The organism is Marinobacter sp. PE14, assembly GCF_053566155.1.
The window spans coordinates 80,797-97,654 of sequence record NZ_JBQXNY010000008.1 but is presented as its reverse complement, the minus strand read 5'-3'; the positions used below and the strand labels follow the sequence as shown (position 1 = coordinate 97,654).

The 16,858-nt window shown below is 58.9% G+C and carries 18 protein-coding genes; 6 read left to right on the top strand and 12 right to left on the bottom strand.

All coding sequences use genetic code 11. The features are described 5' to 3' along the window. Window positions 1-17: 17 nt before the first annotated feature. A complete protein-coding gene (locus ACWJ62_RS19670) occupies window positions 18-932 on the top strand; it encodes a DUF808 domain-containing protein (RefSeq protein ID WP_449287681.1) in 915 nt (304 codons plus the stop codon). Between the two features lie 13 nt (window positions 933-945). Here ACWJ62_RS19670 and ACWJ62_RS19665 read toward each other — a convergent pair whose 3' ends face one another. From ACWJ62_RS19665 to ubiE, 9 genes are all read right to left on the bottom strand, one after another. Continuing rightward, on the bottom strand, window positions 946-1,665 hold the full coding sequence (locus ACWJ62_RS19665; RefSeq protein WP_449287680.1) for a 16S rRNA (uracil(1498)-N(3))-methyltransferase: 720 nt from the start codon (window positions 1,663-1,665) through the stop codon (window positions 946-948). Continuing rightward, window positions 1,662-2,447 (bottom strand): twin-arginine translocase subunit TatC, encoded by a 786-nt coding sequence (gene tatC, locus ACWJ62_RS19660; protein ID WP_104321843.1) that lies wholly within the window; start codon window positions 2,445-2,447, stop codon window positions 1,662-1,664. Before tatC ends, ACWJ62_RS19665 begins: the two co-directional genes overlap by 4 nt. Beyond that, window positions 2,444-2,917, bottom strand: coding sequence for a Sec-independent protein translocase protein TatB (tatB, locus tag ACWJ62_RS19655; RefSeq protein ID WP_449287679.1), 474 nt, complete (start codon window positions 2,915-2,917; stop codon window positions 2,444-2,446). The genes tatC and tatB overlap by 4 nt, the downstream gene beginning before the upstream one ends. An 11-nt stretch (window positions 2,918-2,928) precedes the next feature. Then, window positions 2,929-3,168, bottom strand: a complete 240-nt coding sequence (tatA, locus tag ACWJ62_RS19650) for a Sec-independent protein translocase subunit TatA (RefSeq protein ID WP_148608823.1) — start codon at window positions 3,166-3,168, stop codon at window positions 2,929-2,931. Between the two features lie 88 nt (window positions 3,169-3,256). Continuing rightward, complete coding sequence (locus tag ACWJ62_RS19645) at window positions 3,257-3,586, bottom strand: phosphoribosyl-ATP diphosphatase (RefSeq protein ID WP_449287678.1); 330 nt, start codon at window positions 3,584-3,586, stop codon at window positions 3,257-3,259. A gap of 12 nt (window positions 3,587-3,598) precedes the next feature. Then, window positions 3,599-4,015: a phosphoribosyl-AMP cyclohydrolase gene (gene hisI / locus ACWJ62_RS19640; protein WP_148608824.1), complete on the bottom strand. Its 417-nt coding sequence runs from the start codon at window positions 4,013-4,015 to the stop codon at window positions 3,599-3,601. A 27-nt stretch (window positions 4,016-4,042) separates the two neighbouring features. Further along, window positions 4,043-5,686, bottom strand: coding sequence for a ubiquinone biosynthesis regulatory protein kinase UbiB (gene ubiB / locus ACWJ62_RS19635; RefSeq protein ID WP_449287677.1), 1,644 nt, complete (start codon window positions 5,684-5,686; stop codon window positions 4,043-4,045). Beyond that, window positions 5,683-6,324 carry a ubiquinone biosynthesis accessory factor UbiJ gene (locus tag ACWJ62_RS19630; protein ID WP_449287676.1) on the bottom strand — a complete coding sequence of 214 codons (642 nt, stop codon included), beginning with the start codon at window positions 6,322-6,324 and terminating at the stop codon, window positions 5,683-5,685. Before ACWJ62_RS19630 ends, ubiB begins: the two co-directional genes overlap by 4 nt. Then, on the bottom strand, window positions 6,324-7,115 hold the full coding sequence (gene ubiE / locus ACWJ62_RS19625) for a bifunctional demethylmenaquinone methyltransferase/2-methoxy-6-polyprenyl-1,4-benzoquinol methylase UbiE (protein ID WP_449287675.1): 792 nt from the start codon (window positions 7,113-7,115) through the stop codon (window positions 6,324-6,326). The genes ACWJ62_RS19630 and ubiE overlap by 1 nt, the downstream gene beginning before the upstream one ends. A 125-nt stretch (window positions 7,116-7,240) precedes the next feature. Here ubiE and ACWJ62_RS19620 point away from each other — a divergent pair, with 125 nt between their 5' ends. Next, window positions 7,241-7,519 carry a polyhydroxyalkanoic acid system family protein gene (locus ACWJ62_RS19620; protein WP_449287674.1) on the top strand — a complete coding sequence of 93 codons (279 nt, stop codon included), beginning with the start codon at window positions 7,241-7,243 and terminating at the stop codon, window positions 7,517-7,519. A 20-nt stretch (window positions 7,520-7,539) separates the two neighbouring features. On the opposite strand, the gene ACWJ62_RS19615 is transcribed toward ACWJ62_RS19620, so the two are convergent. Together ACWJ62_RS19615 and ACWJ62_RS19610 are read right to left on the bottom strand one after the other, a co-directional pair. After that, window positions 7,540-8,289, bottom strand: a complete 750-nt coding sequence (locus ACWJ62_RS19615) for an FFLEELY motif protein (protein ID WP_449287673.1) — start codon at window positions 8,287-8,289, stop codon at window positions 7,540-7,542. Window positions 8,290-8,372: 83 nt separating this feature from the next. After that, a complete protein-coding gene (locus ACWJ62_RS19610) occupies window positions 8,373-9,296 on the bottom strand; it encodes an alpha/beta hydrolase (protein WP_449287672.1) in 924 nt (307 codons plus the stop codon). A 361-nt stretch (window positions 9,297-9,657) separates the two neighbouring features. Here ACWJ62_RS19610 and ACWJ62_RS19605 point away from each other — a divergent pair, with 361 nt between their 5' ends. The 4 genes from ACWJ62_RS19605 (at window position 9,658) to ACWJ62_RS19590 (ending at window position 16,000) form a co-directional block, all read left to right on the top strand. Next, window positions 9,658-11,064, top strand: a complete 1,407-nt coding sequence (locus ACWJ62_RS19605; RefSeq protein ID WP_449287671.1) for a WS/DGAT domain-containing protein — start codon at window positions 9,658-9,660, stop codon at window positions 11,062-11,064. A gap of 187 nt (window positions 11,065-11,251) precedes the next feature. Next, window positions 11,252-12,352 (top strand): porin, encoded by a 1,101-nt coding sequence (locus ACWJ62_RS19600; RefSeq protein ID WP_449287670.1) that lies wholly within the window; start codon window positions 11,252-11,254, stop codon window positions 12,350-12,352. Between the two features lie 239 nt (window positions 12,353-12,591). Further along, entirely contained in the window at window positions 12,592-13,761 is a 1,170-nt protein-coding gene (gene nosP / locus ACWJ62_RS19595; protein ID WP_449287700.1) for a nitric oxide-sensing protein NosP, read from the top strand. Further along, entirely contained in the window at window positions 13,739-16,000 is a 2,262-nt protein-coding gene (locus tag ACWJ62_RS19590) for a NahK/ErcS family hybrid sensor histidine kinase/response regulator (RefSeq protein ID WP_449287669.1), read from the top strand. The genes nosP and ACWJ62_RS19590 overlap by 23 nt, the downstream gene beginning before the upstream one ends. 125 nt (window positions 16,001-16,125) lie before the next feature. On the opposite strand, the gene ACWJ62_RS19585 is transcribed toward ACWJ62_RS19590, so the two are convergent. Then, window positions 16,126-16,803, bottom strand: a complete 678-nt coding sequence (locus tag ACWJ62_RS19585) for a response regulator (protein WP_449287699.1) — start codon at window positions 16,801-16,803, stop codon at window positions 16,126-16,128. Window positions 16,804-16,858 lie beyond the last annotated feature (55 nt).

Here is a 16,858-nt window from a genome sequence, read left to right as displayed (position 1 = left end):
AAAAAAGGAATTGTCCAATGGCAGGAAGCAGCCTTCTGGTTCTGATCGATGACATCGCCACCGTGCTGGACGATGTTGCCCTGATGACAAAAGCCGCCACCAAGAAAACTGCGGGTGTTCTGGGGGATGATCTGGCGCTCAACGCTCAGCAGGTGACCGGTGTAAAGCCTGCCCGGGAACTGCCAGTGGTCCTCGCGGTTGCCCGCGGCTCCATGATCAACAAGGCCATCCTGGTGCCGGCGGCCCTTGCGATCAGTTTTTTCATGCCTTGGCTGGTCACTCCGTTGCTGATGCTCGGCGGTGCCTTCCTGTGTTTCGAGGGTTTCGAGAAACTGGTGCACAAGGTTTTGCATCGGGAGGAAGATCAGAAGCGCAAAGGGGAACTGCATGAGGCCCTCAAGAATCCGAAGGCCGATTTGCGAGCGATCGAGAAGGACAAGATCAAGGGCGCCATCCGCACCGATTTCATTTTGTCTGCCGAGATTATTGCCATCACTCTGGGAACGGTGACGACCCAGACCATCGGCATGCAGTTCATGGTGTTGGCGGTGGTTGCCATCCTGATCACGGTGTGTGTCTACGGCCTGGTGGCGGGGATCGTGAAACTGGACGATGGCGGCCTTTACCTCAGTCAGCAAGACAGCCCGGTGCTCCAGAAACTAGGCTCAGGCATTCTCTGGCTGGCTCCCTATCTGATGAAAACGCTCTCCATTCTTGGCACCCTGGCGATGTTTCTGGTGGGCGGTGGCATTCTTACTCACGGATTGACTCCGGTATACGACGCCATTCATCACTTTGCCGAGGGGTTCAGTGGTGTGGCCGGTTTGCTCGTACCAACGGTGGCCAATGGGCTGTTCGGTGTACTGGCAGGCGCGCTACTGGTGGCCATTATCACGCCACTGACGCGATGGTGGCAGGCAAGGAACGCCTGAGAAGACCGAGGTTCTAGAGACAGGCGTCGAACAGCCGGCTCACCAGCACCGGTACCGCGGTTTCGACCCGCAGAATACGGGGGCCGAGATGCACGCTCTGGCAACCGGCTTCTTCCAGTTTTCCCACTTCGTAAGCCGTGAAGCCACCTTCCGGGCCAATGCAGAGCACCGTCGGCCGGTTCAGGTGTACCGGGCAGGGGGTGCTGGTGCCGGGATGCGCTACCAGGGCTCGCTTATCTGCCAACAGGGTCGGCAACTCGTCTTCCACAAAGGGTTTGAACAGTTTGCGGATCTGCACTCGTGGCATCAGGGTGTCTTTTGCCTGTTCCAGCCCGAGCGTAAGGTTCTCCCGAAGCTGTTCGTCTGAGAGCCACGGTGTCTGCCAAAAGCTTTTCTCCACCTTGTAGCTATTAATCAGCCAGAGGTCCTTCACGCCGAGTGCAGCGCAGGTTTGCAGGATGCGACGGAACATCTTGGGTCGAGGCATGGCGAGTATCAGAGTGAGCGGCAAAGGCGGCGGCGGAGCCTGATCCAGCGTCACCCGCAGTTCCGCCTCGTTATCGGTAAGTCGGATAACTTCTCCGGTTCCCAACTGGCCATCCGCGCGGCCCACCGGCACGGTATCGCCAGCAACGACTTTGATCACGGACTGCAGGTGTGCCAGGCGCCGACCGCGCAGAACGGCGCGGTCAGTCGCCACGAAATCCTCGTCAAACAGTAACGCCAGATTCATTCGCCGGCGGGCTCATCGCTTTCCGGGTCTGCGACTTCCCGTTTTGCCAGCCGCCCGAACAGGATGCCGACCTCGAACAGGATCCACATGGGAACCGCGAGAAGGGTTTGGGAAATAATATCAGGCGGGGTCAGCATCATGCCGATGATAAAACAGCCCACGACCACATAGGGGCGTTTGGCCGCCAGATCCGCCGGTGTAGTGGCGCCGGTAAGGATCAACAGCACGGTGGCGATCGGAATCTCAAAGGCCACGCCGAAGGCGAAGAACATCTTGAGTACGAAATTGAGGTAGCTGGTGATGTCTGGCAATTCGACGATGCCTTCCGGCCCTATCGCGGTAAAGAAGCCGAACACCAGCGGGAAAACCACGTAATACGCAAACGCCGCGCCCGCGTAGAACAGGATGACCGAGGTAAACAGCAGCGGAAAGGCCAGGCGTTTTTCGTGGGCGTAGAGGCCCGGCGCAATAAAGCTCCAGAGCTGGTAGAGAATGATCGGAATGGCAGCGAACACAGCCAGAACCAGGGCCAGCTTCAGCGGTGCGAAGAAGGGCGAGGTAACGTCGGTCGCGATCATGGTCTGGCCAACGGGCAACAGGGAGCGTATGGGCTCCGACAGCCACAGGTAAAGCTCGTTGGCAAACGGATAAATGGCAGCGAAGCAGACCAGCACCGCAAGAACCATTTTCAGAAGGCGATTACGCAGTTCGAGCAGGTGCTCGATCAGTGGCATTTCCTGCTGTTCCGGAGGCAGCTGGTTGCCGTCGGGTTTTGCATTCATGAACGATTATCCGGCGGACTTTGCGGGGTTTCGCGTTTGGGTTGTTCGTTTCCGTCAGAGCCGGAATCTGGCGTCTGTGAGGAGTCACTGGTGTCCGGCTGATCATGCGCTGGAGTCTCGGAGGCCTTTGGCTGGCCGGAAACCCGTCGTGTCGCAGGTGCTGGCCTTGGCTTCTGGGTCTCGTTCTCGGGCAGGATCATGTGCTCATACTTCTTGGCCTCGTCCAGAGCGCCGCGCACGGTTTTCTGCACATCGTCGAGGCCAACATCTCCTGCCTTGCGAAGCTCGTCCCGGAGTTCGCCGGCTTTCAGTTCCCGGTCCAGCTCTGAGGTGAACTGGCCGACCATACGCCGTGCACCAGCGACCCAGCGCCCGGCCGCACGGGCGGCCGCAGGCAGGCGCTCGGGACCGAGCACCAACAGCGCTATGACGCCGCAGATCAGCAGCTCAAGAAAGCCGATATCGAACATTCAGCCTAATCTCAGCTGTGGGACTTGTCCCGGGGCTTGTCTTCGGCCGCAGCCTGTTGCTGTGGCTGCTCCTCTTCCTTGCCTTCCAGGGATTCCTGGTTCTCGGCCTTGGAGTCCTCATCGCTCATGGACTTCTTGAAGCCGCGAATGGCACCACCAAGGTCGCTGCCGATGTTGCGCAGTTTCTTGGTTCCGAACAACAGAATGACAATGCCGAGTACGATAAGTAATTGCCAGATGCTGATACCCATTACGGGGTCCTCATTTTAATGTTTCTGTTCAATGACATTGTACGTTACCAGAACGGTTACGCGGAAACCCCTTTAGAGGTATTACCGCTCACTTGTTCCTCGACGCTTTTTCTTCCAGGCCTGACAGGTCGAATCGGCTGGCCAGTTCGTCCAGGATGTCCTTCGGGCCAAGGCCCAGTCTCGACAGCATGACCATGCTGTGGAACCAGAGGTCGGCGGTCTCATAAACCACGTCCCGGGTTTCCCCGGAATGCTCTGCGTCCTTGGCGGCCAGCAGGGTTTCCGTGCACTCTTCCCCCACCTTTTCCAGTATCTTGTTCAGGCCCTTGGAGTGGAGGCTGGCTACATAGGAGGTTTCCGGGTCTGCGTCTTTCCTGGCCTCCAGAACCCGCGCCAGGTTTTCCAGTACATCGCTCACTGTCCGTGCTCCTTAGTTGCTGCCGTAAATAGTGCCGGGGTCCTTGATCACCGGGTCAACACTGACCCACTGACCGTCTTTCAGAGTCCGGTAGAAGCAGCTGCGTCTGCCAGTATGGCAGGCGATGCCGCCTTTTTGTTCCACTTTCAGCAGGATGACGTCTTCGTCGCAGTCCAGTCTGATGTCCCGGATGACCTGCTGGTGTCCTGAGGTTTCCCCCTTGCGCCAGAGCTTACCCCGAGAACGGGACCAGTACACGGCCTGGCCTTCTTCGGCGGTCAGCCTGAGAGACTCGGGGTTCATCCAGGCCATCATCAGGATTTCGCCGGTTTCGGCATCCTGGGCGATGGCCGGCACCAGGCCGTCCTCTGTCCATCGAATGGCATCCAGCCAGTCAGGGGTCTCGACGTTATCCGAGCTATTTTGCATTTTCGTGAATCCTGAAATCTTTATCGGTTATCGGCTGCCCCGGAGCATCAGTCCGCCGGCAATGGCAAACAGTGCCCAGCTCCAGGTAGGTACGCTTTCAATCCACTGCTGGCCCTCAGGCTGGGTGCCTAAAACGCCCCCGATAATCAGCAGTACCGCGAGTGTACCCCGTCGCCAGCGCCGCTCGGTGCGGATCTGCTGCTCGCGGAGCAACTCCAGTGTCGCCCGGTTCTGGGGCTCGGTGGGCCCGGCTTGTCGCAGCTGGAGGAGGGCATCGTGCACCAGTTGAGGCATTTCCGGCGACTGTTCCAGCCAGGATGGGAGATGGGATTGCAGAGACTTGATCAGCCCGGATGGGCCAATGCGCTTCCGCATCCAGGTCTCAAGGAAGGGTTGCGCTGTGCTCCAAAGATCCAGATCCGGATACAGCTGGCGACCCAGGCCTTCCACATTCAGCAGGGTTTTCTGCAGCAGAACAAGCTGGGGCTGCACTTCCATGTTGAATCGCCTTGCGGTCTGAAAAAGGCGCAACAGGAAATGGCCGAAAGAGATGTCCTTCAAGGGTTTCTCGAAAATGGGCTCGCAGACAGTACGGATGGCCGCCTCAAACTGGTTTACCGGCGTATCGGGTGGTACCCAGCCGGACTGAATGTGCAGCTGTGCAACCTGCCGGTAATCGCGGCGGAAAAAGGCCAGAAGGTTGCGGGCAAGGTAGCTCTGGTCGTCCGGTGCCAGGGTGCCGACAATTCCGAAATCGATCGCGATATACCGGGGATCCGCAGGGTTCGAGGTGTCCACGAAGATGTTGCCCGGATGCATATCGGCGTGGAAGAAGCTGTCCCGGAATACCTGGGTAAAGAAAATCTCCACGCCTTTCTCGGCCAGTATCTTCATGTTGACGTCGGCGGCTTTTAGAGAGGCGGTATCGGCAATGGGAATGCCGTGAATGCGCTCCATCACCAGCACCGATTTGCGGGTGTAGTCCCAGTCGATAAACGGAATATAGATCAGCGAGGAATTCTCGAAATTCCGGCGCAGCTGACTGGCATTGGCTGCTTCTCGCTGAAGGTCCAGCTCGTCGTGAATGGTGGAGTCGTAGTCGGCAACCACTTCCACCGGATGCAGGCGCTTGCCCTCGGACCAGTACTTTTCCAGCAGGCCCGCCATCATGTACATCAGGGCCAGGTCCTGGCGGATCACCCTCTCGATGCCGGGGCGCAGTACTTTTACCACCACCTTCTGGCCGTTGAGCAGGGTGGCAGCATGCACCTGGGCAACCGACGCGGAAGCCAGCGGGTCCGGGCTGAATTCGGCGAACAGTTCAGAGACCGGGGCACCGAGGGAGGTTTCGATAATGCCCCGGGCTTCATCGCTCGGAAACGGCGGTACCCGGTCCTGAAGGTTTTTCAGGGATTCGGCCATGTCATCCGGCAGGAGGTCCCGTCGGGTGGAGAGTATCTGGCCGAACTTTACGAACACGGGTCCCAGTTCCTCCAGCGCCAGCCGCAGGCGGTCGCCCCGATCGAGCTTCGGTTGCGGGAACAGGTGCCAGGGCGCCAGCAGGAAAAACACCTTCAGGGGCGCGGGCAGTTCTGCGATTGGCAGGAACGTGTCCAGCCGGTAACGGCAGAATACCCAGGCAATTCGGAACAGGCGTTGCAGGCGGGTCACAGGTTCTCCGATTCGTCAGTCTTGCCGCGGTTTTCAATCAGATTAAGCCGCGCTTCCAGTCTTTCCGTGCGCAGGTTCAGTTCGTCGATATCCTCGAACGTAGCTTCCAGCTCCCGCCGTCCGGGCAGGGCGCGACTTTCCTCGTGCACATACTCCTCGATGTTGGCATTCAGGGACTGAAAGGCCTGTCGACTCCATCGGATAGCGCCGCGAACCCGTTGGCCCAGAAAGTGCGCGGGTACATCGCCGATGTGCCGGGCCATGGCGGCCTCCCAATCCGGCTCAAGCTGATTCAGGGCGCGTTGCAGCTGATGGGCCAGGGCCGTGTCGCCGGTCACGTCAAGACGGCCGTCGGCAAAGACCCGGTCATCGCCGGTGGCCAGCGCTGCAAAGGCGATGGGCTTGCCGGTGATCTCCAAAGCAGGCTGGTCGACCGGCTGGCTGCCAACCCGTGCGCGGTTTCCAGCGCGGTCCAGGGTGTAGGTCAGGGGGAAAGGATCGGTGATATTGAACTGCACCGGGCCCGCTAGTGCTTCCATCAAGGCATGATGCCCCGTCGGATCCAGTTCCAGCGCCCGGTTGAGGGCGCTTTCCAGGATCGCGGAGACAGCGGAAAGCAGGGTGGGGCCGGGAAACATCAGGGCTTGATTCCCACATGCAGGGCGACAATGCCGCCGGTCATGTTGTAGTACTTGCAGTTCACCAGGCCGGCATTTTCCATCATGCCCTTGAGGGTATCCTGGTCCGGATGCATGCGGATGGATTCGGCCAGATACTTGTAGCTTTCGCTGTCGCCGGCGAAAAGCTGGCCCATCAGTGGCAGAGCGGAAAACGAGTAGGTGTCGTAGGCCTTGCTCAACAAAGGATTGGTCGGCTTGGAGAATTCCAGGATCATCAGTTTGCCACCGGGTTTGAGAACCCGGGTCATGTCGCGCAGGGCCTGGTCTTTATCGGTGACATTGCGCAGACCGAAGGCGATGGAAACCGCGTTGAAATTGTTGTCCGGGAACGGAAGGTGCTCGGCATCCGCCTGCACGTACTCAATATTGCCGGCATAACCGCGATCCGTCAGTCGGCTGCGGCCCACCTGCAGCATTGAGGCATTGATGTCGGCCAGCACCACCTTCCCGGACGGACCCACAAGGTCTGAAAACTTCATGGTGAGGTCTCCGGTGCCGCCGGCAATGTCCAGCACCTGGTGGCCGGGACGCACGCCCGAAAGCTCAATGGTGAAACGTTTCCAGAGCCGGTGAATTCCCATGGACATCAGGTCATTCATGAGGTCGTACTTGCCCGCCACACTGTGGAACACTTCGGCCACCTGGCTCGCTTTCTGGCTCTTGGGCACATTGCGGAAACCAAAATGGGTTACGTCGTCCTGGCCATTGTTGTTTGCGGCCTGGTTGGCTGGCGTTTGCTGCTCGCTCATGGGGCATGTCCTGTCAGAATCTGATCCCCGTATTCTAACCGCTGACGGGGTTGCTACAAGGGTGGCGGTGAGTTAAATAGCGCCCTAAACTGTAAATCTATCCAAATCTGAGAGAAAACCGTTTCATGTCTGTAATTGATGTACATCGCCCGCACACCCTGGATAAAGAACACGCAAGGCAGGCTGCAGAATCCCTTGCCAAAGATCTGTCCAGTCAGTTTGACGTGCATTATGAGTGGGAAGGCGACCACCTGAAGTTCAAGCGCAGCGGCGTCAAGGGGCACCTGAACATCACCCCGACAGATCTGCACATTCACCTGGAGCTGGGCATGATGCTGCGGCCCTTCAAATCCCGGATCGAGCAGGAAATCCACTCCCAGCTGGACCAGATCATCAAGGCCTGAGCCAGCGGCCTATCCTCGGCTCAGAGGTTTTCCGGCAGGCTGAACGGGTCCGGGTGATGGTCGAGGATATTGCGCATCACCCGCTGCTCCCGGGAAACCAACCGGTCAATCAGTAACTCCACATCGTCCATCTTCCGGAAGGCGGAATAACCCCGATGCAGGAAACTGTGCAGATCGGTCAGGTCGGCCATCTCTGCCGGCCCCCGGGTCATCGATAGCAGCCACCCAAGGGTGCGGTTGCGGACATAGCGATCCAGTTGCTGGCCAACGTCTGCCACCAGGGTAATCTGTTTCTCTCTCTGCGCCAGCCGTCGGCTTTCCCGGTAGGCGGCACAATAGTCATCGGTGGTGATTGACCGGGCGGACGCGCCCTGCTGGTGGAACAGTTCGGCAAGCTCCAGGTCCAGCTGCTGGGTGATCAGGTTGAGTTCCACGAGGCCGGCGAAGGTGTCCAGCAGATTATCTGGCAACCACTTCACCATTTTGGGAAACACGCGATCAATATTGTCGTCCCGTCGGGTCATGCCGGCTGGGGCGTAAAGGTCGGTCAGCAGAAATTCGAGGCCGTGGTGATATCCGGGATGGCGATAAAGATCCTCGTGGGTCGACTTCAGCCGCTCCGCCTGCCAGTCCGCCACGCAAGTGGCGTGTTCCATCAACGGATGCTCTGCTTTCAGGCGCCGGAAATCATGATAGTCCAGAAGCAGTTGCTGCAGCCGGCGAGCGCTTTCAGAGCGGGCTTCGGTAGCGACGAGGCGCTCACGGTACATGGGCGATGGCTCCACTAAACCTGGGGAAAAGAGCGTAGTTTAGCGGAGCTGCAGTGGTCTTGCAGCAGGGTACAAACCGGGCGTCAGCCCTGCGCGGCTGCCGGGAGTGTTTCGAAGCCCGGAACCCATTCCTTGCTGTCCAGCGTAATGAAGTGGCTCGGCGCCTCGGTTTCCACGATGCGCATGGTGGTCGGGCTCTGGCGGGCGCTGGCCAGCATGGATGAACGATCCAGAATGCGATCCACGGCAGGAACCAGGAAGGTGCCGTGGCGCACATGGCTGTAGACACTGCTGTCCGTCCGCGCCATCCAGTCCATGATGTTCTCGATGTTACGAACAATCGTCAGGTGATCCTTGGTGGCGGAAAACAGCTTGCTCAACAGCTGCTTCTTGCGCGGGTTCATCTTGCCGAAGAAGGTCTGGCCATAGGCTGACGACGGAGCGCTGTTGATCAGCCGGATCAGCCAGGGCCACATGCCGTGACTGACCGGTTCCAGAATGGTGGTTACCAGGGCTGAGAGCTTGCCGTTGGGGAGTACCGGTGCCTCCAGAACCACTTCCACGTCATCATAGAGCTCGGGCCACCGCTTGACGGCCTCTAGAATCACCGCGCCGCCGCGGGAGTGCCCATGAATCCGGATGTTCTGAGTAGTCGGTAGGCTGGAGAGTGCCTGGTTGAGAATGCAGGCGTCGTACTCGATCGTGCCTTCCAGCTCCTTGATTGGCACTTCCCATTCCGGCGTCTCCGGCGTAACGCCGTTTACCGGGATGTGGTAGTTGCTGCAGGTGAGCAGGATCAGTTCAGTGGTAGGCGCTTCATAGGCCTGGGTGAAGTAGCAGTGATTTTCCAGAAAGCCGTGCACGCCAATAACGGTCTGCTCCGCTTTGCCGCTGTGGTTGCGAACGGAAACAGCGCCCTTGCCGACGCGATACACGTGCCCGGAAAACATTTCCGAGTAGGCGCTTTCAATCGGTTTGATCAGCTTGCGAACATGGCTCGCTTTCATAACTGTTCTCCCACCCAGCACGGCAATGGCCTGTTGTTGGAATCTGGTTGTGCTGGTAAGCCTTTTGTACCCCGATCATCTCGTTATGTTACTGGCTCTGAGTACGAATTTTTTGATGTCTCAGGGCCAATCAATCACGGATCGGCAGCGTTTAATAACCATTGCACCAAGCCTTATAACCAGTATAGGACTGAACAGTTACTCACGTGTAATTTTTTGTAACAGCGTGCGCTGGTGCCGCATATGGAGCCAGCGCGGCTTGTCTGGCACAATGCGGAGTTCGGTTTTTACTTAGGGCGCCTCCTGCTTGGCATTGAATCCAGGGCCCCTTTCTTCATTACTTCTCCAGGGACGTTCGGGTTTGAGTCACGAGCAATCGCATCTCCTGCTACCTGCTGATTCGGCCTGGCTGGCCCTGGAGCGCCCGGAAAACCCCATGACCATCACCGTGATGCTGCGGGTTGATGGGCTCACTGCGCCCCGTTTCAGGGAGTTTCTGCGGGTGTACTGGATGGCCTGGGAGCGTTTCCGGTACATGCCCGTCAAACGCTCACCTGCCTGGTGGTGGGAGCAGGATCCGACGTTTGATGTCCGCCACCACCTTGATGTGGTTGTGGACCGTTTTACGCCTGACGGCCTTCAGGAATGGGTGTCCGCGCGGCTGAACCAGCCTCTGCCCATGTATCGTCCGCGCTGGAAATTCTGGCTTGCGCCCAATGCCGAGGGTGGGGCGGTGCTGCTGCTGCGCATTCACCACTGTTACGCCGACGGTCTGTCTCTGCTGGGCATCTTTGACCGACTGTGCCCATCTTCTCCCCAGCAGCATCCCGCCATTTATGGCGCCCCCGAAATCGCGGAGCTGTCACGCTGGACGGCTGCGGCACAGGCCTGGTTCGGGCAACTGATGGCATCCGAAAGGTCCTCTGAAGAATCCCACGGTGCTGGCAATGCAGACCGGTCCGCCGGTAATCAATGGCAGGACGCTGGTCGCTTGCTGGAGCGGGTCGCCCAGAAGAGCCTGAAGCTGGTCAATGAATTTTCGGAGTTCCTGGTGGAACCGGAAGACACGGCAACGGATCTCAGACAGCCGCTGCTGGGGAGACGGCATTGTCGCTGGTCCGAGCCTGTGCCCCTTGATCGCTTCAGAAACATTGCTCGAGCTACCAACGTGACCATCAACGATGTGTTGCTGAGCTGTGTGGCGGCGGCCGTGCGCACACGCCTGGGCATTGAGGGCGAGGACCTGGATGAAGCCGTGCTGCATGCCGCCGTGCCGGTGGATATTCGCAGTCGCCTGCCGGAGGAGCTCAAGCCGGCACCCGGCGCGCTGGGCAACTACTTTGGCACCGTGTTCGTGCCCCTGCCGGTGGATGGCGAAAGTCCCCTCGAGCGACTTTTCCGCGTCAAGCACGAAACCCGACGCCTGAAGAGGAGCTGGCAGCCGGGTATTGCCTGGGGGCTCGCGGCCAGTGCCACGATTGTGCCAGAGCCCTGGCGAGAACCTCTGGCGGATGTGTTCTATCGCAAGGCCAGTGCCGTGGTGTCCAACGTGCCCGGCACCCCGGAGGCTCGCTACATTGCCGGTTGCCGGATTACCGAGCAGATGTTCTGGGTACCCCAGGCCGGCGATATCGGTCTTGGGATCAGCATTGTCAGCTACGCCGGCCAGGTGCAGTTTGGCGTGGTTGCCGATGAGGCCGTAATGGCCGATCCCGAAGACTTCCTCAACGACTGCCTGCAGGAACTTGCCCAGTTTCCGGGTGATTGACCCGCCGGGTCGTACTCCCAAAGTTTCAATTCAAGTGCCTCCCAAATGAGCAGAAAACCTGCTCCCTGGAAGCATTTTCCCCCTCCCTCGCATCACCGACCATGGAATTCAGGCGACAGACCGCGCCTGGGGCGTCCGGATGATCCGGGCCTCCGATCCCAGATTTCCAAAAACAACCGGGGGAACTATGAAAAACAATAACGTCAGAAAGTCAGGGTTAGCGATTGCCATGGCAGCGGCCATGGGTGCCAGCGCAGGGGCCAACGCCGCTGTCGAGCTGTATAACCAGAACGGCACCAGCTTTTCCGTGGATGGCTACTTCAACGCATTCTACGTAAACCGTGACGACAAGCAGAACGACGTTCGGGATTCCCGCATCAAGATGGGCTTCCTGCCTAATACCATCGGCTTCAATTTCAGCAAGGAGATGGGTGATCTGACCCTGGGCGGGCGGTCCTCGTTCTGGACCACCATCAATGACAGCCTTGATTCACCCACAGACACCGCCATCGACGTGCGTCAGTTCTATGCCACGGTAGATGGTGATTTTGGTCAGGTGCTGATTGGTAAGGACTTCGGCCTTTACGCACGCTCCAACATTTTCCTCGACGAAATCCTGATGGGATTCGGTTCCCCGGGCGTTGCGGGTGGCGTTTCCTTCGGCAATATCCGCGCAGGCTATCCGTACCCGACACCCTCCGCTCAGATTACCTATCGCTCGCCGGATATGAGCGGCCTCAAAGTCGCCGCTGGCGTGCTTGATCCCGCCGATACGGTGACCGGCGCCAACGATGAAAACGCCGCACCCCGCTTCGAGTCCGAGATCACCTACAACGCCAATCTGAACGACGTGGCCCTGACGGGTTGGGTGAACGGCCGCTACCAGTCTGCCGAGAACGGCACGACAACCGTCGACAGCACGGGCCTCGGGTACGGTATCAAGGCGTCGGTCGCTGGACTGACCCTGGCAGCTTCTGGTTTTACTTCCAAGGGTGACAATCCGGTTCTGATCGGTAACGGCGCGGTGACTGAGGACGATGCAGACGGCTTCCTGGTTCAGGGCTCCTATGCCTTCGGTGCCAATCGCGTTGTGCTCTCCTACGGCGAGACGGATGCTGAAATCCTGAATCTGGAAACCGAGAGCACAACGCTCGGGTTCTTCCACGATGTAAACAGCAACTTCAAGCTGGTTGCCGAGTACAACATGTACGAAGACAACAACCGCACCACCGGTGCAACCACCACTGAGGCGGACACCATCGCCCTGGGCGCCATCGTGATGTTCTGAGCACGGCCCGGCGCTGCGGGTGGCAGGAGACCCCTCGCAGCACTGGTTTTTCTAAGACTAAAGTGCCGGTTTGCCTTGAGGGAAACCGGCAGCGCCACCAGGCATTGATTCAGGAGGCAGTTTAATCAATGGCTTACGATCATTTTGGCGCGCCTATTAAAAGCACTGAAGTCGCATTGGCTGCGTTTACGGATGCCGTAGAATCGGTGAAAAGTCATCCGTTTTCGGGAACCGCGTTTATGAAGCCAGCGACGACCCTGCCTGCGGTCCGGGTAGCGAGCTCCAGCGTTCGCGATCCTATGTTGGCCGCCACCAATCTCGCCAGCCAACTCAGCCACGAGCATCTTGGCTGTGTGCTTTTTTTCTGTTCTGCGGAATACGACCTGGGTCGACTTGGTAGTGCCCTTGAGCACAGTTTTCAGGGTGTGCGTGTCTGCGGCTGCACTTCGGCCGGGGAGATCACACCGGACGGCTACGGACGTGGATGCATCACCGCCATCGGCTTTGACAGCCGCTATTTTGCCATCGATTGCGCCCTGATCCGGGAGCTGGACCGATTCACCCTGCAGGATGCCCAGGGGGTGATCGACGGCCTGCTTTCGACCTGTCGGGACGCCAGACTGGCGCCGGTCAAAGGCAATACCTTTGCCATCACGCTTCTGGACGGCCTGTCCAGCCGTGAAGAGCTGGTGCTGGCAACGCTCAACTCGGCCCTTGGCACCATTCCCCAGTTTGGCGGTTCTGCCGGCGACGATGAGCGGCTGGCCAATACCCATGTGTTCTACGATGGCCAGTTCCATACCGGAGCCGCCACGGTCTTGCTGGTAAACACACCGCTGGATTTCCGGGTGTTTTCCACGCACCACATGGTCGAACGCAGTGAAAAGCTGGTGGTGACGGACGCCTGCGCGGAAAGCCGCACGGTGTTCGAGCTTAATGCAGAGCCGGCGGCCGATGCCTATGCCCGAGCCGTTGGCGTGGATGTCGAAGCCCTGGATCGCAAGGTCTTCGCGCTGCGGCCCATGGGGGTGAAGATCGGCGGCCACTATTTTGTCCGCTCGGTGCAGCGGGTGAACCCGGACAAGAGTCTGACCTTCTACTGTGCCGTGGAAACCGGAATCGTAATGACGGCCATGGAACCGGAATCCCTGCTGGACAGCGTTCGTACCCAGATAGAAGCCGCAGAACGGGTTGTGGGGCCGCCTCTGGTGACCATCGGCTGCGATTGTTTTCTGCGGCGGCTGGAGGCTGAACTGACCGGGGAGGTGGAAGCGGTCTCGCAGTTCCTCCGCCACCACAATGTGATTGGCTTCAACACTTACGGCGAGCAGTTCGACGGTATGCACATCAACCAGACGTTTACGGGGGTGGTCATTGGCCAGCCTGATGTCCGTTCCAGACAAGATTGAAGCACCCGTTGAAGACAGGCGGGATCTCCGGATTGCCGAACTTGAGGCGGAGAACGAGCGCCTGCGGCGTATTCGCGATGCCCTTATTGTACGGGTGGAGTCTGGCTCTGCCCACAAGCCGGAGCCCTACGCGGCCTTCGAGCACTCGGTGGTGCTTGCCGAGCAGGTTCGGGAGCGGACCGAGGCGCTGAACCAGGCCATGGAGCAGCTCAAGGGCAGCAACAAGGCCCTGAACCGGGCCCGGGAAGAAGCAGAGACAACCCGCCAGAGATTGAGCGATGCCATCGAGAGCATTGCCGACGGCTTTGTGCTGTTTGATAACCAGCATTGCCTGATCCAGAGCAACAGCCGGTTCCGGAGCTATTGGCGCCATGCCGGTGTTGATGCGCCGGGCCAGGGTACCCGGATCTCAGACGTAAAGCGGCACGCGGTGGCCTGCGGTCTGGTTCTTGAGGAACACAGCCATCCGGATTCGGAAGGCGTGGTGTTTCTGCTGGCCAACGGTCGCTGGGTTCAGGTCACCGAGAGACCGACCCGGGAAGGCGGGTTGGTCGTGCTCTACTCCGACATCACCGATATAAAGAACAGCGAAATGGCTCGCCGGATCAAGGCGCTCGAAGAGAGCGAGCGCTGGATACGTGTGGTGACCGACCATGTTCCCGCGCTGATTGCCTACATCGGGGCCGACATGACCATCCAGTTCTGCAACAAGGTCTACGAGTCATGGTACGGGCGCAAAGGCGAGTCGCCCCTGGGCAAACGTCTCAACGAGGTGCATTCGCCGGAGTTCTACCAGCGCCTGCTTCCCCAGATTCTCGATGTGATGGACGGCCACAACGTGACGTTCGAATTCGAGGAGACCGGTGAGCAGGGTGAGGTACGCCACATGCTGCGCTCCTACGTGCCCAATTTCGATGAGCAGGGCGATATCATCGGTTTCTTTGTGTTGATCCGCGACATCACCGACCGACGCAAGACTGCCCTGGCCCTGGAGCAGGCCTACGACAACCTGGAGCGACGGGTGAAGGAACGCACCGCGGCCCTGACCGGCCTGAACAACCAGCTGCGCCAGGAAATCACCGAGCGGGCGGCTGTGGAAGCCCGGCTGCGGGATGCCAAGCTGGATGCCGAACGGGCCAATCTCTCTAAAACCAAGTTCCTGGCGGCCGTCAGTCACGACTTGCTGCAACCTCTGAATGCCGCACGGTTATTCACCAGTGCACTGCTGGAACAGTCGTTCGGGCCCAAGGCTGAAGGCCTGGTTCGATCGGTGAGCACCTCTCTGGATGACGTCGAGAACCTGCTTGGCACACTGGTTGATATTTCCAAGCTCGATGCCGGCGTGATCAAACCGGATGTCACCGCCTTTGATCTGCGGGACCTGCTCAATAACATCGCCCGGGAATTTCGGCAGATGGCCATGGCCGAAGGGCTGCGACTGGACTTTATTGCCAGCTCCGCGATTGTGGAATCGGATTCCCAGTTGCTGGCCCGGATTCTCCGGAATTTCCTGACCAACGCCATCCGCTACACTGGCAACGGCCGGATCCTGCTTGGCGTTCGTCGACAAAACGATCATGTGCTGTTGCAGGTGTGGGATACCGGCCCGGGTATTCCCGAAGACAAACTCACCGAGATCTTCCAGGAATTCAAGCGTATTCGCCCGGCAGGCTCACAACCCGATAAGGGACTGGGTCTTGGGCTGGCCATCGTGGACAAGATATCCCGCATGCTCGGGCACGAGGTGACGGTGAATTCCATCGAGGGTAAGGGGTCTGTATTCAGCGTCAGGGTTCCCATTGGCAAGCTGAAGCCTAGGCAGCCGGCGGTCGACCAGAACCGAGCCATGTCTTTCGATAGCGGTCTTGGCGGGGCCCGAATCTGGGTGATCGACAACGACCAGTCTATTTGCCAGGGCATGCAAACTCTGCTCGAGGGTTGGGATTGTCAGGTGGTGACGGCGGTGTCCCTGGAGGACCTCGAACGCCAGCTGGATCCGGCCAGCAGTGCGGTGGACCTGATCCTGGCGGGCTACCATCTGGATAACGATGAAAACGGGGTGGATGTGGTAGCGGAGATCAATGGGCGCCGGAGATGTCCGGCACCAGTGGTGATGATTACCGCCAATTACACCAATGAGCTCAAGCAGCATATCCGCCAGCTTGGGCACCTGCTGATGAACAAGCCGGTGAAGCCCCTGAAGCTGCGCAGTGCGCTGAGTCATTTGCTTAGAAGCTGAGATTGACGATAGGTGTCGGATTACAGCTTCGCCTAATCCGACCTACGCGGGGTGAACTTGAGAGGTTGTCGGCCTGGAGAAGTAGGTCGGATTAGCCAACGGCGTAATCCGACAAACACGCTATTTTACCGCTTCAAATACTGACTGAAATCCACATCACTGGCGGACAGAATCGCCTGCACCCGGTTGTGTACCCCGAGCTTGCGAAGGATCGCAGATACATGGGCCTTCACTGTGGTCTCGGCGATATTCAGGTTATAGGCAATTTGCTTGTTGGATTCGCCCTTGGACATGCGCTCCAACACCAGCAGTTGGCGGCGGGTCAGTGAGTTGAGCAGCTCCGGTGAAATCGGATTGTCTTCATTGCGACTACGACGGGTATTGCTTTCCTTGCCGGTTCGGATGATGTCCGAAGGCAGGTAGACATTGCCGTTCAGGATCTGCTGGATGGCTTCGGTCATCTGGGCCCGGGGCGAGGACTTGGTAATGAATCCGCAGGCGCCGTAGGTAATAGCCTGCAGTACCACCTGTTTGTCTTCCTCGGCAGAGACAATCACCACGGGGATGGTCGGGGCTTCATTGCGCAGCGTGATCAGGCCGTTAAGACCATGCATGCCGGGCATGTTCAGGTCCAGCAGAATCAGGTCCAGGTCGTCGTTCTCGCGGGTAATTTCGAGAGCGCTGTCCAGATCGTCGGTTTCGATGATCTCGCTGCCCTCAAAGCCAGAGGCGATAACGCTGCTGATAGCCTCGCGGAACAGAGGATGGTCGTCGGCAATCAGAATCTTGTAAGCCGGCTCCATGGATGGGTCTACCTGTTTGTTTTCAGTGTCGGGAATGGCTTCCGAATCATGATAA